This is a genomic window from Altererythrobacter ishigakiensis (assembly GCF_001663155.1).
GTDB classification, from domain to species: Bacteria; Pseudomonadota; Alphaproteobacteria; order Sphingomonadales; family Sphingomonadaceae; genus Erythrobacter; species Erythrobacter ishigakiensis.
In genome coordinates this window covers 385,823-401,510 of sequence record NZ_CP015963.1, presented here as the reverse complement: position 1 = coordinate 401,510, position 15,688 = coordinate 385,823, and the positions used below count along the sequence as shown (strand labels likewise).

Annotated in this window: 13 protein-coding genes, 1 tRNA gene and 1 pseudogene; 2 read left to right on the top strand and 13 right to left on the bottom strand. The window is 57.5% G+C overall.

Annotation, left to right across the window (positions count from 1 at the left end; translation table 11 throughout):
• Positions 1-58 precede the first annotated feature (58 nt).
• The 3 genes from nadC to A6F69_RS01860 are packed head-to-tail and all read right to left on the bottom strand — an operon-like array spanning position 59 to position 2,939.
• Positions 59-919, bottom strand: coding sequence for a carboxylating nicotinate-nucleotide diphosphorylase (nadC, locus tag A6F69_RS01870; RefSeq protein WP_067596733.1), 861 nt, complete (start codon positions 917-919; stop codon positions 59-61).
• A complete protein-coding gene (locus A6F69_RS01865; RefSeq protein WP_067596731.1) occupies positions 919-1,716 on the bottom strand; it encodes a LytR/AlgR family response regulator transcription factor in 798 nt (265 codons plus the stop codon). The genes nadC and A6F69_RS01865 overlap by 1 nt, the downstream gene beginning before the upstream one ends.
• Complete coding sequence (locus tag A6F69_RS01860) at positions 1,713-2,939, bottom strand: sensor histidine kinase (protein WP_067596729.1); 1,227 nt, start codon at positions 2,937-2,939, stop codon at positions 1,713-1,715. The genes A6F69_RS01865 and A6F69_RS01860 overlap by 4 nt, the downstream gene beginning before the upstream one ends.
• A gap of 96 nt (positions 2,940-3,035) precedes the next feature.
• Between A6F69_RS01860 and A6F69_RS01855 the strand changes: the two genes are divergently transcribed.
• The gene (locus A6F69_RS01855) at positions 3,036-3,644 is read left to right on the top strand and encodes an HD domain-containing protein (protein WP_067596727.1); all 609 of its coding nucleotides are present in this window, start codon (positions 3,036-3,038) and stop codon (positions 3,642-3,644) included.
• 9 nt (positions 3,645-3,653) lie between these two features.
• On the opposite strand, the gene A6F69_RS01850 is transcribed toward A6F69_RS01855, so the two are convergent.
• The 9 genes and pseudogenes from A6F69_RS01850 to A6F69_RS01810 form a co-directional block, all read right to left on the bottom strand.
• Complete coding sequence (locus A6F69_RS01850; RefSeq protein WP_067596725.1) at positions 3,654-4,634, bottom strand: M48 family metalloprotease; 981 nt, start codon at positions 4,632-4,634, stop codon at positions 3,654-3,656.
• A gap of 2 nt (positions 4,635-4,636) precedes the next feature.
• Positions 4,637-5,338, bottom strand: coding sequence for a DsbA family protein (locus tag A6F69_RS01845; protein ID WP_067602236.1), 702 nt, complete (start codon positions 5,336-5,338; stop codon positions 4,637-4,639).
• 38 nt (positions 5,339-5,376) lie between these two features.
• Positions 5,377-6,729 (bottom strand): M48 family metalloprotease, encoded by a 1,353-nt coding sequence (locus A6F69_RS01840; protein WP_067602233.1) that lies wholly within the window; start codon positions 6,727-6,729, stop codon positions 5,377-5,379.
• A 9-nt stretch (positions 6,730-6,738) separates the two neighbouring features.
• Complete coding sequence (locus A6F69_RS01835; protein WP_218916040.1) at positions 6,739-7,653, bottom strand: alpha/beta hydrolase; 915 nt, start codon at positions 7,651-7,653, stop codon at positions 6,739-6,741.
• A gap of 1,341 nt (positions 7,654-8,994) precedes the next feature.
• Positions 8,995-9,687: pseudogene (locus tag A6F69_RS13205) on the bottom strand (PAS domain-containing protein); the annotation flags it as partial.
• A 142-nt stretch (positions 9,688-9,829) separates the two neighbouring features.
• Positions 9,830-10,276, bottom strand: coding sequence for a DUF2141 domain-containing protein (locus A6F69_RS01825; protein ID WP_144573534.1), 447 nt, complete (start codon positions 10,274-10,276; stop codon positions 9,830-9,832).
• Entirely contained in the window at positions 10,273-10,995 is a 723-nt protein-coding gene (locus tag A6F69_RS01820) for a sterol desaturase family protein (protein ID WP_067596721.1), read from the bottom strand. Before A6F69_RS01820 ends, A6F69_RS01825 begins: the two co-directional genes overlap by 4 nt.
• Positions 10,996-11,058: 63 nt before the next feature.
• Positions 11,059-11,568 carry an MmcB family DNA repair protein gene (locus A6F69_RS01815; RefSeq protein WP_067596719.1) on the bottom strand — a complete coding sequence of 170 codons (510 nt, stop codon included), beginning with the start codon at positions 11,566-11,568 and terminating at the stop codon, positions 11,059-11,061.
• Positions 11,569-11,650: 82 nt separating this feature from the next.
• The gene (locus A6F69_RS01810) at positions 11,651-12,049 is read right to left on the bottom strand and encodes a hypothetical protein (RefSeq protein ID WP_067596717.1); all 399 of its coding nucleotides are present in this window, start codon (positions 12,047-12,049) and stop codon (positions 11,651-11,653) included.
• A gap of 212 nt (positions 12,050-12,261) precedes the next feature.
• Between A6F69_RS01810 and A6F69_RS01805 the strand changes: the two genes are divergently transcribed.
• A tRNA-Arg gene (locus A6F69_RS01805) sits at positions 12,262-12,338 on the top strand.
• A 219-nt stretch (positions 12,339-12,557) separates the two neighbouring features.
• Here the strand turns inward: A6F69_RS01805 and A6F69_RS01800 are convergent.
• Complete coding sequence (locus A6F69_RS01800; RefSeq protein ID WP_144573536.1) at positions 12,558-15,680, bottom strand: class I SAM-dependent DNA methyltransferase; 3,123 nt, start codon at positions 15,678-15,680, stop codon at positions 12,558-12,560.
• Between the last annotated feature and the right edge of the window lie 8 nt (positions 15,681-15,688).

The following is a 15,688-nucleotide window of genomic DNA, read 5'->3' as shown; positions in this document are numbered from 1 at the left end:
AAACGCGACTCCGCCGCATTGATCGGCGTCAATCACCAGCTATCGGCCGCGCCGAATCTCACAATGGCGTGAAATCCAGCCCAATATCAGCCGCCGGGGCGCTTTGTGTCAGGCGACCCACGGACACGTAGTCCACTCCGGTTGCGGCCTTGGCCTTGATCGTGTCGAGGTTGATCCCGCCGCTGGCCTCGGTTGGAACGCGCCCACCCACCAGTGCCACTGCTTCGCGCAATGCTGGCGGATCCATGTTGTCGAGCAGCAGACGGGTGGCGCCAGCTTCCAGGGCAGGCTCGATCTGATAGATCCGGTCGACCTCGCAGATGATCTCTTTGACGCCAGCTGCGACTGCGCGGCGCACCGCTTCGCCAACATTTCCGGCCACCAACACATGGTTGTCCTTGATCATCGCAGCATCCCACAGGCCCATACGGTGATTGCTGGCGCCCCCCATGCGCACCGCGTATTTCTCAAGGTGCCTGAGGCCCGGGATGGTCTTGCGTGTATCGAGCAGAGTGCAATCGGAATTGTCCATCGCGTTAACATAGGCGCGCACCATCGTGGCGATACCAGATAAATGCTGGACGGTATTCAAAGCGCTGCGTTCAGCGGTCAGCATGGCGCGGGCATTGCCTGAAAATCGCATCAGATCGGTTCCGGGTTCGACGGCGTCGCCATCGGCGACGAGATGTTCGATCTCCATCCCGGGCTCGAGTGCACGGAAGAACGCCTCGGCAATCGGCAGACCTGCGACGACAATCGCGTCGCGGCTATCCATCACCCCGGAAAAGCGCGCATCGGCTGGAATCACGCTTTCGGACGTGACGTCACGCCCGCCGCCCGTCAGTCCTTCGCCAAGGTCTTCGGCCAAAGTCTCGCGCACAAATGCGCCGAGATCGAATCCCTCAAGTTCAAACCGCATCAGTGGACGAAGCGCGCCACAACGTCACGATAGGAGCGCGAGACCTTCACTTCGGCGCCAGACTCCAGCACCAGAAAGCATTCGCCGTTTGTGTGCGGCTTCACCTGACGCACCTGATCCAGATTGACGATCCAGCTACGATGAACCCGCTGGAAAGTGCGTGGGTCAAGCCGGCGCTCCAGATCCTTCATAGTCTCGCGCAGGATCAGTGAATTCTCGGCCGTGTAAATGCACATATAGTCGCCTGCCGCTTCGATCCGCTCGATCGTATCGACTTCGACGCGAAAGATCTGTCCGCGGTCTTTCACATTGATCAACTTCTCGAACCGGTCGCTTGTTTCGTTCTCGCCGCTTTGCAAGGCTTCGGCCTGATCGGGGGCGACTTGGGCGAGCACATTCTTGAGCTTGTCAGCTTCGTCAGCGGACTTCTTTTCGGCCAAGCGTTGGCGCACTCGTTCGATGGTGTCGGCAAGTTTGTCCGGATCAACGGGTTTCATCAGATAGTTGACCGCATTGGCTTCAAACGCGCGAATTGCGTGTTCTTCATAGGCGGTGACGAACACGAACAAGGGGGGGTCGATCTCCATCACGCCCTTGACCACCCCGAAGCCATCGAAGCCCGGCATCTGGATGTCGAGAAACACCAGATCAGGCTTCTGTGTCTTGATTGTCCGGATCGCCTCCCGCCCATTGGAACAGGTTGCGATCACTTCAATGTCTTCAAACGGCTCAAGCCTTAGCTGCAGGCCCTGAATGGCCAGTTTTTCGTCGTCGACCAGAATTGTGCGAATAGTCATGCGTTGGATTCCATTGGGCGCCCTGGCCGAAAGCCGACCGAGGGCGAGGGTTGCGCCGGTTCGGCCGGCTGTGAATGGGTTGGTTCGGACTCAGCTTCGGCCGCAGGCTCGTCAGCCGTTTCGAACGGGATATCTATCGACACAGTAAAGCCGCCACCTGAACCTGAGCTGGTTTCGAAGCGGTGATTGTCGCCATAGGCCTGCATTAACCGGTTGCGGATGTTGGCAAGGCCAACACCGGTCGAAGACGTGTCGGCGCCGCCCTTTTTTGCTAGCGCGAGCAGATCTCCCTGGCGGGGCCCCTTCAAGCCAGGCCCGGTATCAGACACCTGCACCTTGAGACGGCCGCTTTGCACCTTCGCGGTCAGGTCGATGCGCGCTCCCTCCTCTTGTGGGGAGACAGCATATTTCACGGCATTCTCGACCAGCGGCTGCAAGAGCATGGACGGCAGCAAAGCATCATTTGCGGCATCTTCGATAGCAAAATTGGTACGCAACCTGTCTTCGAAACGCATCCGCTCTATATCGAGATAGAGTTGTAGCGTCTCGATCTCCTCGGCCAATGTTACAGTGCTGCCCGGTTCCATGATCAATGTGTGTCGCAGGAAGGCCGAAAGGCGTGACAGCATCGCATTGGCGGGTTCGGTTTGTTTAAGGAGCACCAGCGTGCTGATCGAGTTCAGGGTGTTGAACAGGAAATGCGGATTGAGTTGGTAGCGCAGCATGGCCAGCTGCGCGCTTGTCGCTTGCGCTTCAAGCCGTTCAAGTCGGTCAGCCTGTTCCTCAACGGTCAGGAAGTAGTTGGTTGCGAAATAGAGTGCAGTCCAACCGCCTAACAATGTCGCCGGTATATAGATCAAGCCGATAAAGCGCTGCGCGAATGTGCTGTCACTTACTCCCGCGCTGTAAATGCCCTGAACCCATGCCTCTATCGACGCGTACAATGCCACCGCAGCCAAAAGGGCAAGCAGAGTCATGCCCCAGGTGAAGATGGGCTGTCTATTGATAAGCTGCCGGTAAACGACTGACAGGACCAGGCTGATTGAGAAGCCTGTAACCGTGGTCACAATGATGACTGCCAGCAGATCTAGCGGCTGTCCGTTCGCGATCGCCGCGCTTGCCCGCAACAAGAATGCCCCGCCCCAACCCGCGAGTTGGAGGTTCCAAAATGCCCGATTCTTGTTCGCAAAGAACGGCGTAGGTTGAAAGGGCAGCACTGCCATAGCGTTCCCTCTTAGCCGATTTGATAGGTTTGGTGCAGATTGTTTTGCTGTCTGCTGTCGTGAGCGCTACACTGCTCATCTGCAAGGAGAGACATCATGGCCACGATTGAACATCCCGGTTCAGAGAATCACGAACGCGCGAAATTCAGCGAAATGAAGCAGGGCACTGCTGAAGACTGGGCAATCATCGGTGGCGAGTATCGCAATTTCGCCAAGGGTGTGGCGGATCGAGTGCTGGATCATCTTAAGTTGCTGGACGGGGATTTCGGCGGATTCCCAGTGTGCCGCCTTGAGCATTCATTGCAGACCGCGACCCGCGCATACCGCGATGGGCGCGATGAACGTTATGTGGTCATGGCGCTACTGCATGATATTGGCGACACTCTTGGCACATACAACCACCCTGATGTTGCTGCTGCGATCATCAAGCCCTTTGTTTCCGAGCGCGACCACTGGATCTGCGAGAAGCATGGTGCATTCCAGGGCTATTTCTATTTTCATCACGTGGGAATGAATCGCGATATCCGAGAGCAATATCGCGGCAATCCACACTTCGAGGCCTGTGCAGAGTTTTGCGAGAAATATGATCAGGCGGCGTTCGACGCGAACTATGATAGCGCGCCGCTCGAATTCTTCGAGCCGATGGTGCGCCGCGTGATGGAGAAGCCGATCAACTCGATGTATGCCAAGGTTGCTGACGACTAGTTCGGCGTACTAAGGCGCAATCTCGCGCTCGAAATGGTGGCTCCAGTTCGCGACATCCTCTTTTGCGCGTAACTTCTCGATCCGGACAACCTCCGCTTCGATGAATTCAACCCGTTCATCCCAGCCATCGTGCGTGCGTTTGCGAAAGATGCCTCCATCGTGGACCGGCCCCCAACGCTCCATGAAACGCGCGGCGGCAGCCGGGTCGTAGCCCGCATTGGCAAGCAGCCAGGGCATCATGCGATCGGCTTCGCGTTCAGTAAGCCGGACATTGCTGCGGCTTCTGCCGTTTGTGTCCAGCCAATCGCGATGGTTCAGGACATTGTGTGCCAGCTCATGCGCAATTGCGGCCGCCAATTCGTCTTCAGGGTATGCGAAGCCGGGGAAATGATAGCCCAGAATAACCCGGCTTCCTTCAGCCATTGCGCGCTTGTTGTCGCCGCTCAATTCGAACCGGGATGGGCAGGCGTGCACAGGTTCGAGCGCGATCTCGCGGCCTCCAGCAAGTTCCAGCGTGACCGATCCATCTTCCGCAAGGCGTTGATCTATCCAGTCATGTATTCGTTTGGTCCGTTGCCAATCGCTCCTCGGCTGACTTTGCCACCCATGAGGATCAATGCCGGCGATGGCAGTGATGTGCTGATTTGGTGTGAGGCCTGCCTGTGCCGACGGCGAGCCCGCAGCCGCTGTCAAAACGGCGATATCGCCGCTGAGGCCGAGCAGTTCGCGCACTGCATCTGGCCGCCCATAACTGGCCATATCGTGCAACTGCAGCCCGATTGACGGGATTGCGTTGGCGCAGAACGCGGCGTTACCTGATACAAGCTTCCAACCAATGTCTTGCAGCTTTTGATCCTGTTCAAGCCTTTGTTGAAACACAGATTGTGCCGCACGCCTTTGCGGTCCGTCCTCAGCGTCGTTGGCAATGGATGGCTGCGGCGCAAAGGAAAAGGCCAGCGTTGACAGAGCAAGGCAAGCGAGCCCCCGCATTGTCAGCTCCCAGCTTTGTCGACCGCGTCTTTGAGTGCAGCATAGCCCACCGCACCTTCGAAAGCGGAATTGCTAGTTACCCAACTGGGCGTCCCGCCAAACCCAAGCTGCGCGGCGAGCGCATTGTTCTTGGCAATTTCAGTTGACACTTCGTCGCTAGCCATGTCGATGCGCGCCTGATCAATGTTCATTCCCGCTTGCTCGGCAGCCTGTTCAACGCTTTCCGGCGTTGCCGGAGCAAGTTCGAACATGGCGTCATGGAATTCAGCAAACTTTCCTTGCTTGGCCGCGGCGAGTCCCATGCGTGAGGCGATTTCGCTGCCACGGAAGATCGGCCATTCGCGGATCACGACCTTGAGCTCGGGATCTTCTGCAATGAGCCGATCAATATCGGGCCGGCTGGCGCGGCAGAACCCGCAATTGTAGTCAGTGAACTTGACCAGAACCTTGGAGCCTTCGGGATTGCCCAGAACTGCTCCTGAAAATTCGCCCATCACTTGGTCGGCAATACCGGCCAAGCGCCGCTCGGCCTCCTGACGTTGATAGGCCTCTGCCATTTGCGGCAGAATTTCAGGGTTGCTGAGCAGATATTCCTTGGTCCGCGCGTCACCGAAGCCGGTCGCATTGAAGGCTGCCGCCCCGCCAAACCCGCATAGCAGGGCGATTGCTGCGGTAATCAGGAAGTTTGAAGTCCGAGCGTCCATTTTCTGCATTTCCCCTGTTTGGGTCCCAATCGGGCGCCCTATCGGTCCCGAAGCTGCTCCAAGGCGGCGCGCGCCTGTAGCGATATGTCCTGAGCGCGAATCCAGTCCGGTGTGCCGGGTTCCAGCCCGGCTTCTGCGGCTTGAGCACTGCGCAAGGCTTCTGGATAGTTGCGCCGCATCACCTGTTGTTCCGCGCTCGCAAGGCGTGCGCGCGGCATGTCTCCACGCGCGGCATAGACCACGCCAAGCTGATACCAGGCAAAAGGATTAAGCCTGTCGCGTGCCACTGCGGCGCGCAGCACGCGCTCAGCCTCGGCAAAATTTGTCTCATCCTCTGTCGCGATCAGAGCGTGCCCCAGCATGGACGAGATGAGTGGCTCGTTGCGGCTGAAGTCAGTTGCCTGGCGTAGCGGATCAAGTGCCTCATCGGGCTTGCCCGATTCGAGCAAGACCTGCCCTTTGAGCTCAAGGAAATAGGGGTTCTGCGGATCAGTCGCGATCAACGCATCGGTTTCCGCCAGCGCCTGATCGACCAGCGCGCTTTTGTGAAAGGCGTAAGCGCGCGCATAGCGTGCAGGCACGCTGGTGTCATATTCCGGATAGGATTGCAGCGTGCGTTCAGGCGTCGACAAATAACCATAGAGCTTCGCCTTGACGCGCATGAACCTGGCCTGGATTTCCGCATCATCAGGTGCACCCCACGCGGGGTCACGTTCATAGACTTCGCGCAGACGTGCGATACGATCACCGGAAAGGGGGTGAGTCCGGGTAAAGGCCGCATCATCATCCTGGCGGCGGTAGTAACGGAACTCCTGGTTGAGCAGTTTCCCAAAGAAAGCGAGTGATCCACGTCCGGATAACCCCGCATCTGAAAGATACTGAGCCCCCGCCGCATCAGCAGAAGCTTCCTGCACTCGGGTGAAGGCAAGGAACTTACCGAGCGCCGCGCGTTGACCGGCCTGCATGATGCCGATACCTGCTTCGCTTGCGCCAGCGAGTGCAGCGCCTACGCCCAGCAGCAGGCTGAGGATCGAGATATTGCCCGCGGCAGACATTCCTTCATCGAACCGGTTGATGTGCCCGCCAGTGATGTGGCCAAGCTCGTGCGCAATAACGCCCTGTACCTCATTGGCGGTATCGGCCGCATTGATCAGCCCGGTGTGAATGTAGATCGCCTGCCCTCCGGCGACAAAGGCGTTGATCGAGGGATCATTGATCAGCACGATATCGACATTGCCCGGAGCAAGTCCGGCCGCCTCTACCAATGGAGCCGCCATATCATTGAGAAGCGCCTCTGTTTCAGCGTCGCGAAGTACCGATTGAGCCGAAACGGGCTGAGCCGCCCACACAAATGCGGCGATGAACGCGGCGAAGTGACAGAATAAACGCATCATGCCGTGCTAACGCATTTCGTCCTTAACTGGAACTGAAGAGCGTGCCTTCCGCGCAAACTCGACAAAGGCGCTGAAGACTTCCGATTTGCTCCTCCACGGGCTCGCCAGCGCCAATAGTGGCTGGTTGTGATCGGCATCTTTGAGATAGAGCGTTTCGACCTTGGCGCCTGAATTCTCCAAGCGCTTGGCCAATTCGCGCGAATTGCGCGGTTTGACCAGAGTGTCGGCTTCGCCATGCACCAAAAGCTTTGGCGGGGCGTCATCGCGCACGTGGGTGATCGGCTGGGTGACTTCGCCTTGTGAGACATGTCCAAACGATGCCCGGGTCGAGTCGCTATCGAAGGGGTAGAAGTCATAAGGGCCTGCAAGGCCCACAACGCCTGCGATCTGCGCAGTGCTCCCACCCGCTTCGGCTAACCAGCGCGCCTCCAATGCTGTCATGGCAACATTATAGGCGCCCGCCGAATGGCCCGCGATGACAATGCGCGACGGATCTCCGCCATGCTTGGCAATATTGGCCTGTGTCCACGCAATCGCAGCTGCCGTATCTTCGATCATGGCGGGATAGACCGCCTCAGGGTGCAGGCGATAGGCGGCTAGCACAACCACGAACCCTTCGGGCACGAACGCGCGTCCGATAAAACCGTAATTTTCCGGATCGCCTTTGTTCCAGCTGCCGCCATGCACGAAAACAATGACGGGCACTGGCTCTGCCAATGGATCTTTGGGTGTGTAAACAGACAGATACTGCTTGTCGCTTGGTCCATAGCTCACGCGTTCCGCAAGAACCGCTCCGCGTGAGCCGCCTGTAATGCGGTCCACCGCATCAAGGACTGCGGGTCCATTACGCCATATCGCAATCTGCAACGCCAAGCCCGCCGCGATCAGAAGCGCGATTAAAGAACCGAGAACTGTTAGCAATTTGGCCCGCCTTCGCACGCATGCAGGTTCACTCATACACGCGCTGTAACGCGCCATGCGAACTCAAGCCAGCGAGGATTTGATCTGAGCCCGCCAATAGCGGGCTTGCGCTCAGCCCAGCAGCTTGCGCGCCGCGCGTTCGATCAGCGGGATATCTTGTTCAACTTCGCCCAGAACAATCACTTCGCCATCTTCGGTGCGGCGGATCATGACCAGTCCGAATTCGCCGCCCTCCGCGTTGATGTCACTGAAGTCCTGCGGGTCAAGCTGGCGCAATTTCCTGGCCAGAGCGCTGCGGACTTCATTGTCCGGTTCAACATCCTTGCCAGCCTGCTCCTTGCGCCAGCGGCGCTCTGCACCGACTACACCTTTGAGGCCGCCTGCAGTCTCGTTCAGGTAATCTGCGAGGCCACCTTGCGTTATGCCGACACGGTGCGCGTAGCTCAATACGGCGGCATATTCGGTCAGGCGTGTCTTGTCGTAGTCGACACCAAATACAAGCTTGACGATCGGGGTCATCGGGGCGCGGGCTTGCGCCTCAAGGCCGCAATCTTCGAGCAGCTCGGCATAATCTTCCTGCGCGTCCTTTGCCACAACGGAGAAGTCATAGGCCTGGCTCACGGCCTCATAGAGCGCCCTGCGGCTGCGATCTTCACTGGCCTGTGCGGTTTGTGCAGCTTCGCGAGCGACTGCGAGGTAGTCATGTAGACCGGCATCCTCCGGCAGCTGCGCTGGCGCTTCGTCATCGAAGTCTAAATACGCGTTGACCTGAGCTTCAACAGAGATCGGCGCGACAATGTCCGATTTGGTGCTCGGGGCAAGGTCGCTATCTTCGCCGAGTGTCGGCTCTGGCGATTCAGAAATGCTGAAAGCTTCGTCATCGAAGCTGACGTCAGGCGGGGTGAGGCCGATCGGTGCCTCTTCCTGCGCTTCTGTATCACCGGCCCATTCTGCATCCTCTGAAGGCTCATCGCCGTCATCCGGCCGGGCGTCTTCAGCGATGCCGGATTCGCCTACACCATCCTGATCTTCCGCACCGACTGCCGGCGCTTCAGCCTCGTCATCCGAATGGCTTGAATCGAATTCGAAGTCAGCCAAGTCCAGCGCTTGCGTCTTCTTGGTTGGAGCGGCGATGTGATCGCTCAGCGATGCGAAATCATAATTGGCTTCGTCTTCGTCCTCTTCTTCCAGATCGTCACCGTCGAGCATATATTCGCCAAAGGCAGGCTCGGGCAGATTGAGCGGATCGAAGATTTCGTGTTCTGATGCCAGGTCAAGCGATGCGACCCTGTCGTCATCGTCGTCTTCAGACTGGCTCTCAACTTCACTTGCGGCGTCGACATCATTGTCGGCGCTGGGTCCATCGGCCCAGTCGGCTACGGGTCCATTTTCGCGTTTAACCGGCTCGTCTTCAACTGGCGCCTCCGAAGCATCTTCGGTTTCAAGCGCCTGATCGATTTCGAGCAGCAGTTCTTTTGCTGCGTCCTCGTCTGCAACCTCTTTCCAGTTAATGACACCGTAAATGAAATCGATCGTGTCATTGTCGCTAGAGAACGGAAGCAGAATGCCGCGATACATGATCGTGGCGCCGCGCTGATTAATGAATTCGGCTTCAAACCCGATCGGAGCCTGATTGGCGAGGATCTGCAGATAGTGATCCGTAATGCGGCTGAGCAAAGAACGGCTAGGTACATCTGACAGCTTGGTAATCGCGCCTTCCGCGCCGCATTCCTCTGCCAGCTGATTGCCCAAGTATTGGACAGCCGGATCTTCTATGCCGGTCGAAAAGTCGAGAAGTACGCTGAAAGGCCCGAAATCGGGGAGATTCTCTGGCTCCAGCTCTTCGATTGACGGGAAATTGCGTTCACCCAACAGGCTGGCCCAGTGATTGTAGGCACGCACTTGCATGCGGCGCTCATCCTGGCCGATGGCTGCGGGCGGCAGGTCGCGAGCAAAATCTTCGTCGCCAAGATCGTAATCGTTCGAAACATCGGACACATCCGAAGCATCGAAATGACCGCTCAATCTATCCATGACCCAATTCGTCCCCTGTCAAAATAGGAATTACATGGTCTTTTGGAGGAGTGTGGTAAACTTAGCGTTAAGCCCAAACAAAAAGGATTCATTTCCCGATCAAGTTTTGGTTATCACGACGCACTGCTGTTTTGACGTCATCTTACAGCATATAGCGCATTCGGATTGTCAGCTCGGCTGCGCTGCCATCGAATTCGAAGACCGCATCATCAAATTTCGGCGGCGCCATTTGCACCTTTGCATCGCGCGAGAAGCCGAACCCCTCTTTAGGCATCATCCCCAGTACACGGTCGGCCTTGCCATTGTCATTCTCGTCATGCAGCAACGCAATCGCATAGTTTCCGGGCTTAACTCCGGTAAAAGTCAGCGTCATATTCTCGCTGGCGGTGACGACTGTGCGATGAGATGCAGGATCCTTGCGGCACCTTGGAAAGATCTCGCGATTGGTTGTCATACAAGCGCGAACGACCCCCTCTGATGACCGCATCTCGGTAATGGTGACCGTGACAGTCCCTGTTGGCGGCTCGTTCATGCCGGTCAGTGCCGCGGCGCAACCAGCTAGCAAAGCCGCCTTGCCAATGCCGCTCATTGCGCGAACCTTGTTGTCAGTCCGCGATCGGTACCGCAAACCTTGTCCCAAAAGCGGAAATAGAGCCCGTAATTGCATTGATATTCTTCGTGATGACGTTCGTGATGGCTGGCTGTTATCACCCACTTGCCAAACCTTGAGTGAACAAGCCAGCGGGGAAACATTTCCCATCCCATATGATTGGTGACGCCCATAATCGTCATAACTGCCAGCACCAGGCCTAGAATGCCCATGTGGATCGGGACCAGGAGGACAAGCGCTGGAATAACTATCGCCCCGCTCAGCGCTTCGATCGGGTGGAAGCTCATTGCCGCCCAAGCAGTCGGCGGGCGGCTGTTGTGGTGCACCGAATGGGCCAGCCTGAACAAGACAGGCCAATGCATCGCACGATGCGTCCAATAGAACCAGGTGTCGTGCGCGAACAGATAGATCAGCGCTGATAAAGGCATATACCACACAGGGTAGTCGAGCGGGTCTAGATACATATGCGTCCACCCAAGATGCCGCCAACTCCAAAAGGCCAGCCCGGCCGGAACTCCATAGATCGCGGCCGATGCTAGCGACCATTTGATCTCGCGGCGGATTTGCGGCTTCAACCCGTCATGCTGGCCGGGGCGGAGCCTGACGGTTATCCAGGCGAACATGCCGCTGCTTATCAAATAGCGCAGCGCCACAATCAGCGTCATCGAGACAGCTGCAAACATAAGACCAAAGACCATGAGCCTGTCTTAACGCTGCGCACGTCGATTTGCGACTGATTACTGACGCTTCATAAGCACCTTCTATAAGCCCGGAAACAGCTCCGCGCTGCGCGGATCGATCAGCCCGGTATGGCGCCGCAAGGCGGTGCGGGCGAGCCGCTCTACCTCTTTCTTGCGCCGGGCGGCGGCCAATGGGTGCAACGGGGCGGGACGAATGATCTCCGCATCGTAGCCATCAGCAATAATCACACCGCAGGCTTCGGGCTGGTAATCCGGACTATCCAGCGGGCTGCGATCCAGTTCAGGTGCAAGCGCCCAATAGAAGCGATCGCAAAATTCTAGATAATCAGGCCACTTCCCGTCACCCAGCAAGTCGCCTCGCGCGACTTTGATCTCTACGATTACGATCTGGCCCTTGGCGTCTACACCCATCAGGTCGGCGCGTCGTTTGTTGCGGAGCGGCATCTCTGGCAGACACCAGATATCGTTGCGCGCAAACAAGCGCATGACACCTCGCGCAACCTCTGCCGCGCTCACAGCCGAAACTGAAGAAACTTGCGAATCAGTTGTGTCTGGAATGGCGCTCGACATGAAGTGAGGCTGGAACAGAAAGCGAACAGGGTCAAGTCCCCGTTCGCGTTTCTGCGCCCCGGGGCAGATTATCGTATGCGCTTTAGGCTGTGATGCGCTCGGCGGTGACAGGTGCCTCAGCCAATGGCTGCGAGACGGTCAGCGCCATAAGGGCGCTGCGCGATGCATGGAATTCACGCCACAACGCCAGCGCGGGAGCTGTGGTGTCCTGTCCGCGCGCGGCGATTGCCCGCAATGCGCTAAGGCCAGGCCGCAGCATCGCATCAATGTCGGAAAGGGTCTCCTGCGCAAGCGTCCATCTTGCGCCACCGATGGCTTCAATCTCTTCCGGGAATCTCTCCAACTCGCCCGACAGGGACTCTTTGGACAGCGCAGCCATAGCCGCGATTTCCTGCCCCGCGCGATGAACCTCGCGCCAGCGCTCGGCGAAGCCGGCACTGGTGACAGCGGTTCTCTGGCCTGGTGTTGTTTGCCGCTCCATGATTCGCGAGGCTAAGAAACCGGCCTTGCCAAATCACTAACGTTAACCCGTGCAAAGAAGAATCGGACAGATGCGCTCTCGATACCGCCGGCAACTCTGGCGATGCGAGGTTCTGCTCACGACAGGGTTGTGTTCTTGCTATCGGCATTTTCGCTGGCAGCGCCAGCACAGCTTTGCTAAGCGCCCCGCTCGCGTGCGACAGACAGCGCCACGCACCCGTAGCTCAGCTGGATAGAGCGCTGCCCTCCGAAGGCAGAGGTCACAGGTTCGAATCCTGTCGGGTGCGCCAACCTTTCAATCACTTACGAAAGCAGGAAGGCTTACTCCTGTAAAATTCCCAGAAAAGCTGGTGCGAAGTTTGATCGGTTGTTTGGTGCAATTTGGCCCTTTGGGAGGCTGCACCCCAGGTGGGGGCACCGGATTCGTCTAGATGGGACCCAAACCACCCCATACGTGCTATTCTGGGCTTTTCACGAGTCCAAATATAGCGGCTGAACTTTTGTTAGTGCTAGTCTGATCTGAAGCGCGGTTTCTGATAGCTTGGACGCAACCAACGAATACGGCCGCTTTTCTCTTCCTTGGCACGCTCATGGTTGAGGGAGACTAGTCGCGCTACAATTTCGCTAGGGCCAAGCGTGCCTGCGGCCCATTCCTCCCCCCAGCCATAAGCATCGGCGACAGCCTGATCGAGCTGTTCGTGTAGACGGTTGACGATGCCTGCGCGCGCAGCAGTGGCGCGTTTGGAATCTCTGTCTGAGAGAGGCTCACCAGTACGCAGCTTCTCGCGCAGATTGTACAGCTCGGTCATTGTGAGCTTGTCGGTCTCGGCGATAGCGGCCTTGCGCGTTTCATCGAGCTCTTCGGCAAGCTCGGCAATCGATTCGCGTTGTATGTCAGTGGGATCGGGAAAAGGGAAAGGATCGAAGACTTTAGATTTTACGTAGACATGGCCTTGTTCGAAACTCGCGACACCCAGCAACCCACAGTTTGCAAATGTCCATTGAAGATGGATCTGCGATTGGAGAACACCCAACGTTGCGCAGTCCTCGTCACAGATTGCAATCAACTTGTTGTCAGGTAGAATCTTTATATCGAGAAACTGAAACACGCGGTGCTTCGAGGTTTCCACCGTCGCAATATAACGAGTCAGACCCTCAAGAGCTGGTCTCAGGTCGCGGCGCGGCTCACCAAAGATCCACCAATTCCTCTTGTAGGTCTCACGACGGTTCTTGTCGCGCTCTGGCTTCACTTCGCGCAGGATATGCTCGTAGACTTCAGGATAGCGCAGTCGCACTTCCTTCTCATCAAGTCCAAGCAGGTCGATCACCATTACACCGCGTGGCGTTTGCAGTAGGTCACGGCCATTTCGATAGGGGCGGATATGCGCTTCCAATCCGTCGCGTTTACCGAGACCTAGATCGCGTGTTTGCTCCTCAGTTACGATAAACCCTGAGCCGATGAGTTGAACGCCGCGATAGCAAAGCCCGTGATTGGCCAATAGGGGCTTGGCATCGCTCGCGCTCGCCCCAACCGTCAGATTGGCGTTGATCGCTCCTACCACCTTGGCCAGCGCCACATTGGGGTCATCGCTATCGAGATTAGCTTCACTGGTCACTTCGAGCAGCGCACCCTCATGCGTGCCGCGCTCGGCCACGGTCATTGCAATCCGCACAGCGGCGGCATCCTTCGTTGCCTTGGTCCAAGGGTGATCGGGAATCGCCATAAGGAGCGAAAGGCTGCCAACATCGCCAAGATATTGTGCGATCACTCGCCTACTAAACTCCTGCGTGATCGAATTGGTGGTCACAAATCCGAACCGCTTCAGCGAACTGCCCTCTGCTACCAACGTGTGCGCTGCGCGGTCCCACCATTGCATCACAAAATCGGCGGACCTGGGAACGCGTTCATTCGCCTTCCACATCGCCTCGGCATAGTCGCTGCCCATCCGATCGCGGATATCCTTGCCGCCGATAAAGGGCGGATTCCCGATGATAAATTCTACTTCGGGCCATTCGGCCAGCACCGGATTTTCATAATTTGGCTCGCCGCTTTCGGTGAGCCGTAGAATAGCGTCATAGCGCCCGCGCCGCCCCATATTTAGGTTCGCGCTGCGTTTGAGCACCGGTTCAGGCACATCGTCCGGATCATCTTTCAGCCGGTTGCGCAGCCAGCCGATCCAGAGCACCAGCTCGGCAATCTTGGCTGCGCGCGGATTGATTTCCAGCCCGTAAAACTGTTGTGGACCGACCCTTGGGCGCGCTTCACCGCCCAGCGTCAGAATGCGCTCGATCACCCGGCTTTCAAGCGCCTGCAGAAGCTCCATCGCGACATAGAGGAAGTTCCCCGTACCGCATGCGGGATCGAGCACACGAGTGGAAACCAGCTTCGTATGGAACGCCTGCGCCGCATTGAGAATCTTCTCTTCCGGCAGCGCTTCGATGGCTTCCCATTGGGGCTCGAGCACATCGAGTATAGTGGCGCGAACGAGCCGTTCGACATAGGGCCGCGGCGTGTAATGCGCGCCCAGTTTGGAGCGCTCCTTCGCATCGAGCGCCTGTTCCAGCAGTGTGCCGAAAATAGCGGGTTCGACCCTGCGCCAGTTCTGCCGCGCTGCTTCATAAAGATTGTGCACCAGGAATCCGCCGAGCGGATAGGTCTTACTGTTTTCGAACAGACCGCCGTTGAAGTATCGCACATCTGTCTTGAGTGCCATCGAGAAGCGGTTTCCGGGATTGGCATTGTTCATTTTCTCGAACAGATCGCGCAGTCCATGAGCGAAGTACCCGTCATTGCCTTCAGCCTCTTTGAGGAAATCCTCGAAGCTCCGGATTGGCAGTAGTCCGATATCCTCTGCGAACATGCAGAACAGCACGCGCATCAGGAACAGGCTGGATTCCTCAATTTCGATGTTCTTCTCGCGCTCGGGCAGGCCCTTGGCGCGGATGCCTTCCTCGAGATACTTGCTGACTTCGGCCAGATTGCGTGCCACCTTGCGGGTGACTTCAGCAGCGCGGAAACGCGGATCGACGCTTTTAGGCTCGGTCCAAATCGCGCGCAGCAAATCGCGCGGGTTCTTCTCGGTGCGCGCGACCTCTTCATCACTGGCCAGTTCGGCAAGCTCGATGCGGTAGCTCTGGCGGTCTGGGAAAAATTCGTAGTCGCGGCCATTGCCCGCTGGATCGACGTACAACTCCAGGGCGCGGCCCACATCGCACACGATCAGAAACGGGCTGACCGGCTCGGACGAAGGCAGGTTGCGGGCATAGTTGCGCGCCTGCAGCCACGCCTCTTTCATAAGCCGGTCATAACGCGCGCCGGAGGGTGCTTGCGGTACGCTGTCATCGTCAAGATTGAGCGGCACTTGCTCCGGCTTCAGATAGCTTTGCTTGGCCTCCATGATGAAGTGGCCGCGCTTGTAGAGATCGATCGAGCCAGTGCCTTTGGTGGATCGAAACGAACCGCCAGGGACTGACGCTTCGTATTCATAGGCGCCCAGCTTTCCTTTCTGGGCAATGCCAGGGCGATTCAATTCGAGCGCTTCGCACAAATCCGTAACGAACGATTGAAAATTGGAAGTCTCGGCACCCCCCGGCGTACCGCTCCACTTGGCGATTAGATCCTCTATAGTCACGACCTATT

Coding starts and splice junctions, on each gene's coding strand:
- nadC (WP_067596733.1), bottom strand. CDS start 919: ATGCGGTTTGAACTTGAGGGATTCGATCTCGGCGCATTTGTGCGCGAG.
- A6F69_RS01865 (WP_067596731.1), bottom strand. CDS start 1,716: ATGACTATTCGCACAATTCTGGTCGACGACGAAAAACTGGCCATTCAG.
- A6F69_RS01860 (WP_067596729.1), bottom strand. CDS start 2,939: ATGGCAGTGCTGCCCTTTCAACCTACGCCGTTCTTTGCGAACAAGAAT.
- A6F69_RS01855 (WP_067596727.1), top strand. CDS start 3,036: ATGGCCACGATTGAACATCCCGGTTCAGAGAATCACGAACGCGCGAAA.
- A6F69_RS01850 (WP_067596725.1), bottom strand. CDS start 4,634: ATGCGGGGGCTCGCTTGCCTTGCTCTGTCAACGCTGGCCTTTTCCTTT.
- A6F69_RS01845 (WP_067602236.1), bottom strand. CDS start 5,338: ATGGACGCTCGGACTTCAAACTTCCTGATTACCGCAGCAATCGCCCTG.
- A6F69_RS01840 (WP_067602233.1), bottom strand. CDS start 6,729: ATGCGTTTATTCTGTCACTTCGCCGCGTTCATCGCCGCATTTGTGTGG.
- A6F69_RS01825 (WP_144573534.1), bottom strand. CDS start 10,276: ATGAGCGGCATTGGCAAGGCGGCTTTGCTAGCTGGTTGCGCCGCGGCA.
- A6F69_RS01820 (WP_067596721.1), bottom strand. CDS start 10,995: ATGGTCTTTGGTCTTATGTTTGCAGCTGTCTCGATGACGCTGATTGTG.
- A6F69_RS01815 (WP_067596719.1), bottom strand. CDS start 11,568: ATGTCGAGCGCCATTCCAGACACAACTGATTCGCAAGTTTCTTCAGTT.
- A6F69_RS01810 (WP_067596717.1), bottom strand. CDS start 12,049: ATGGAGCGGCAAACAACACCAGGCCAGAGAACCGCTGTCACCAGTGCC.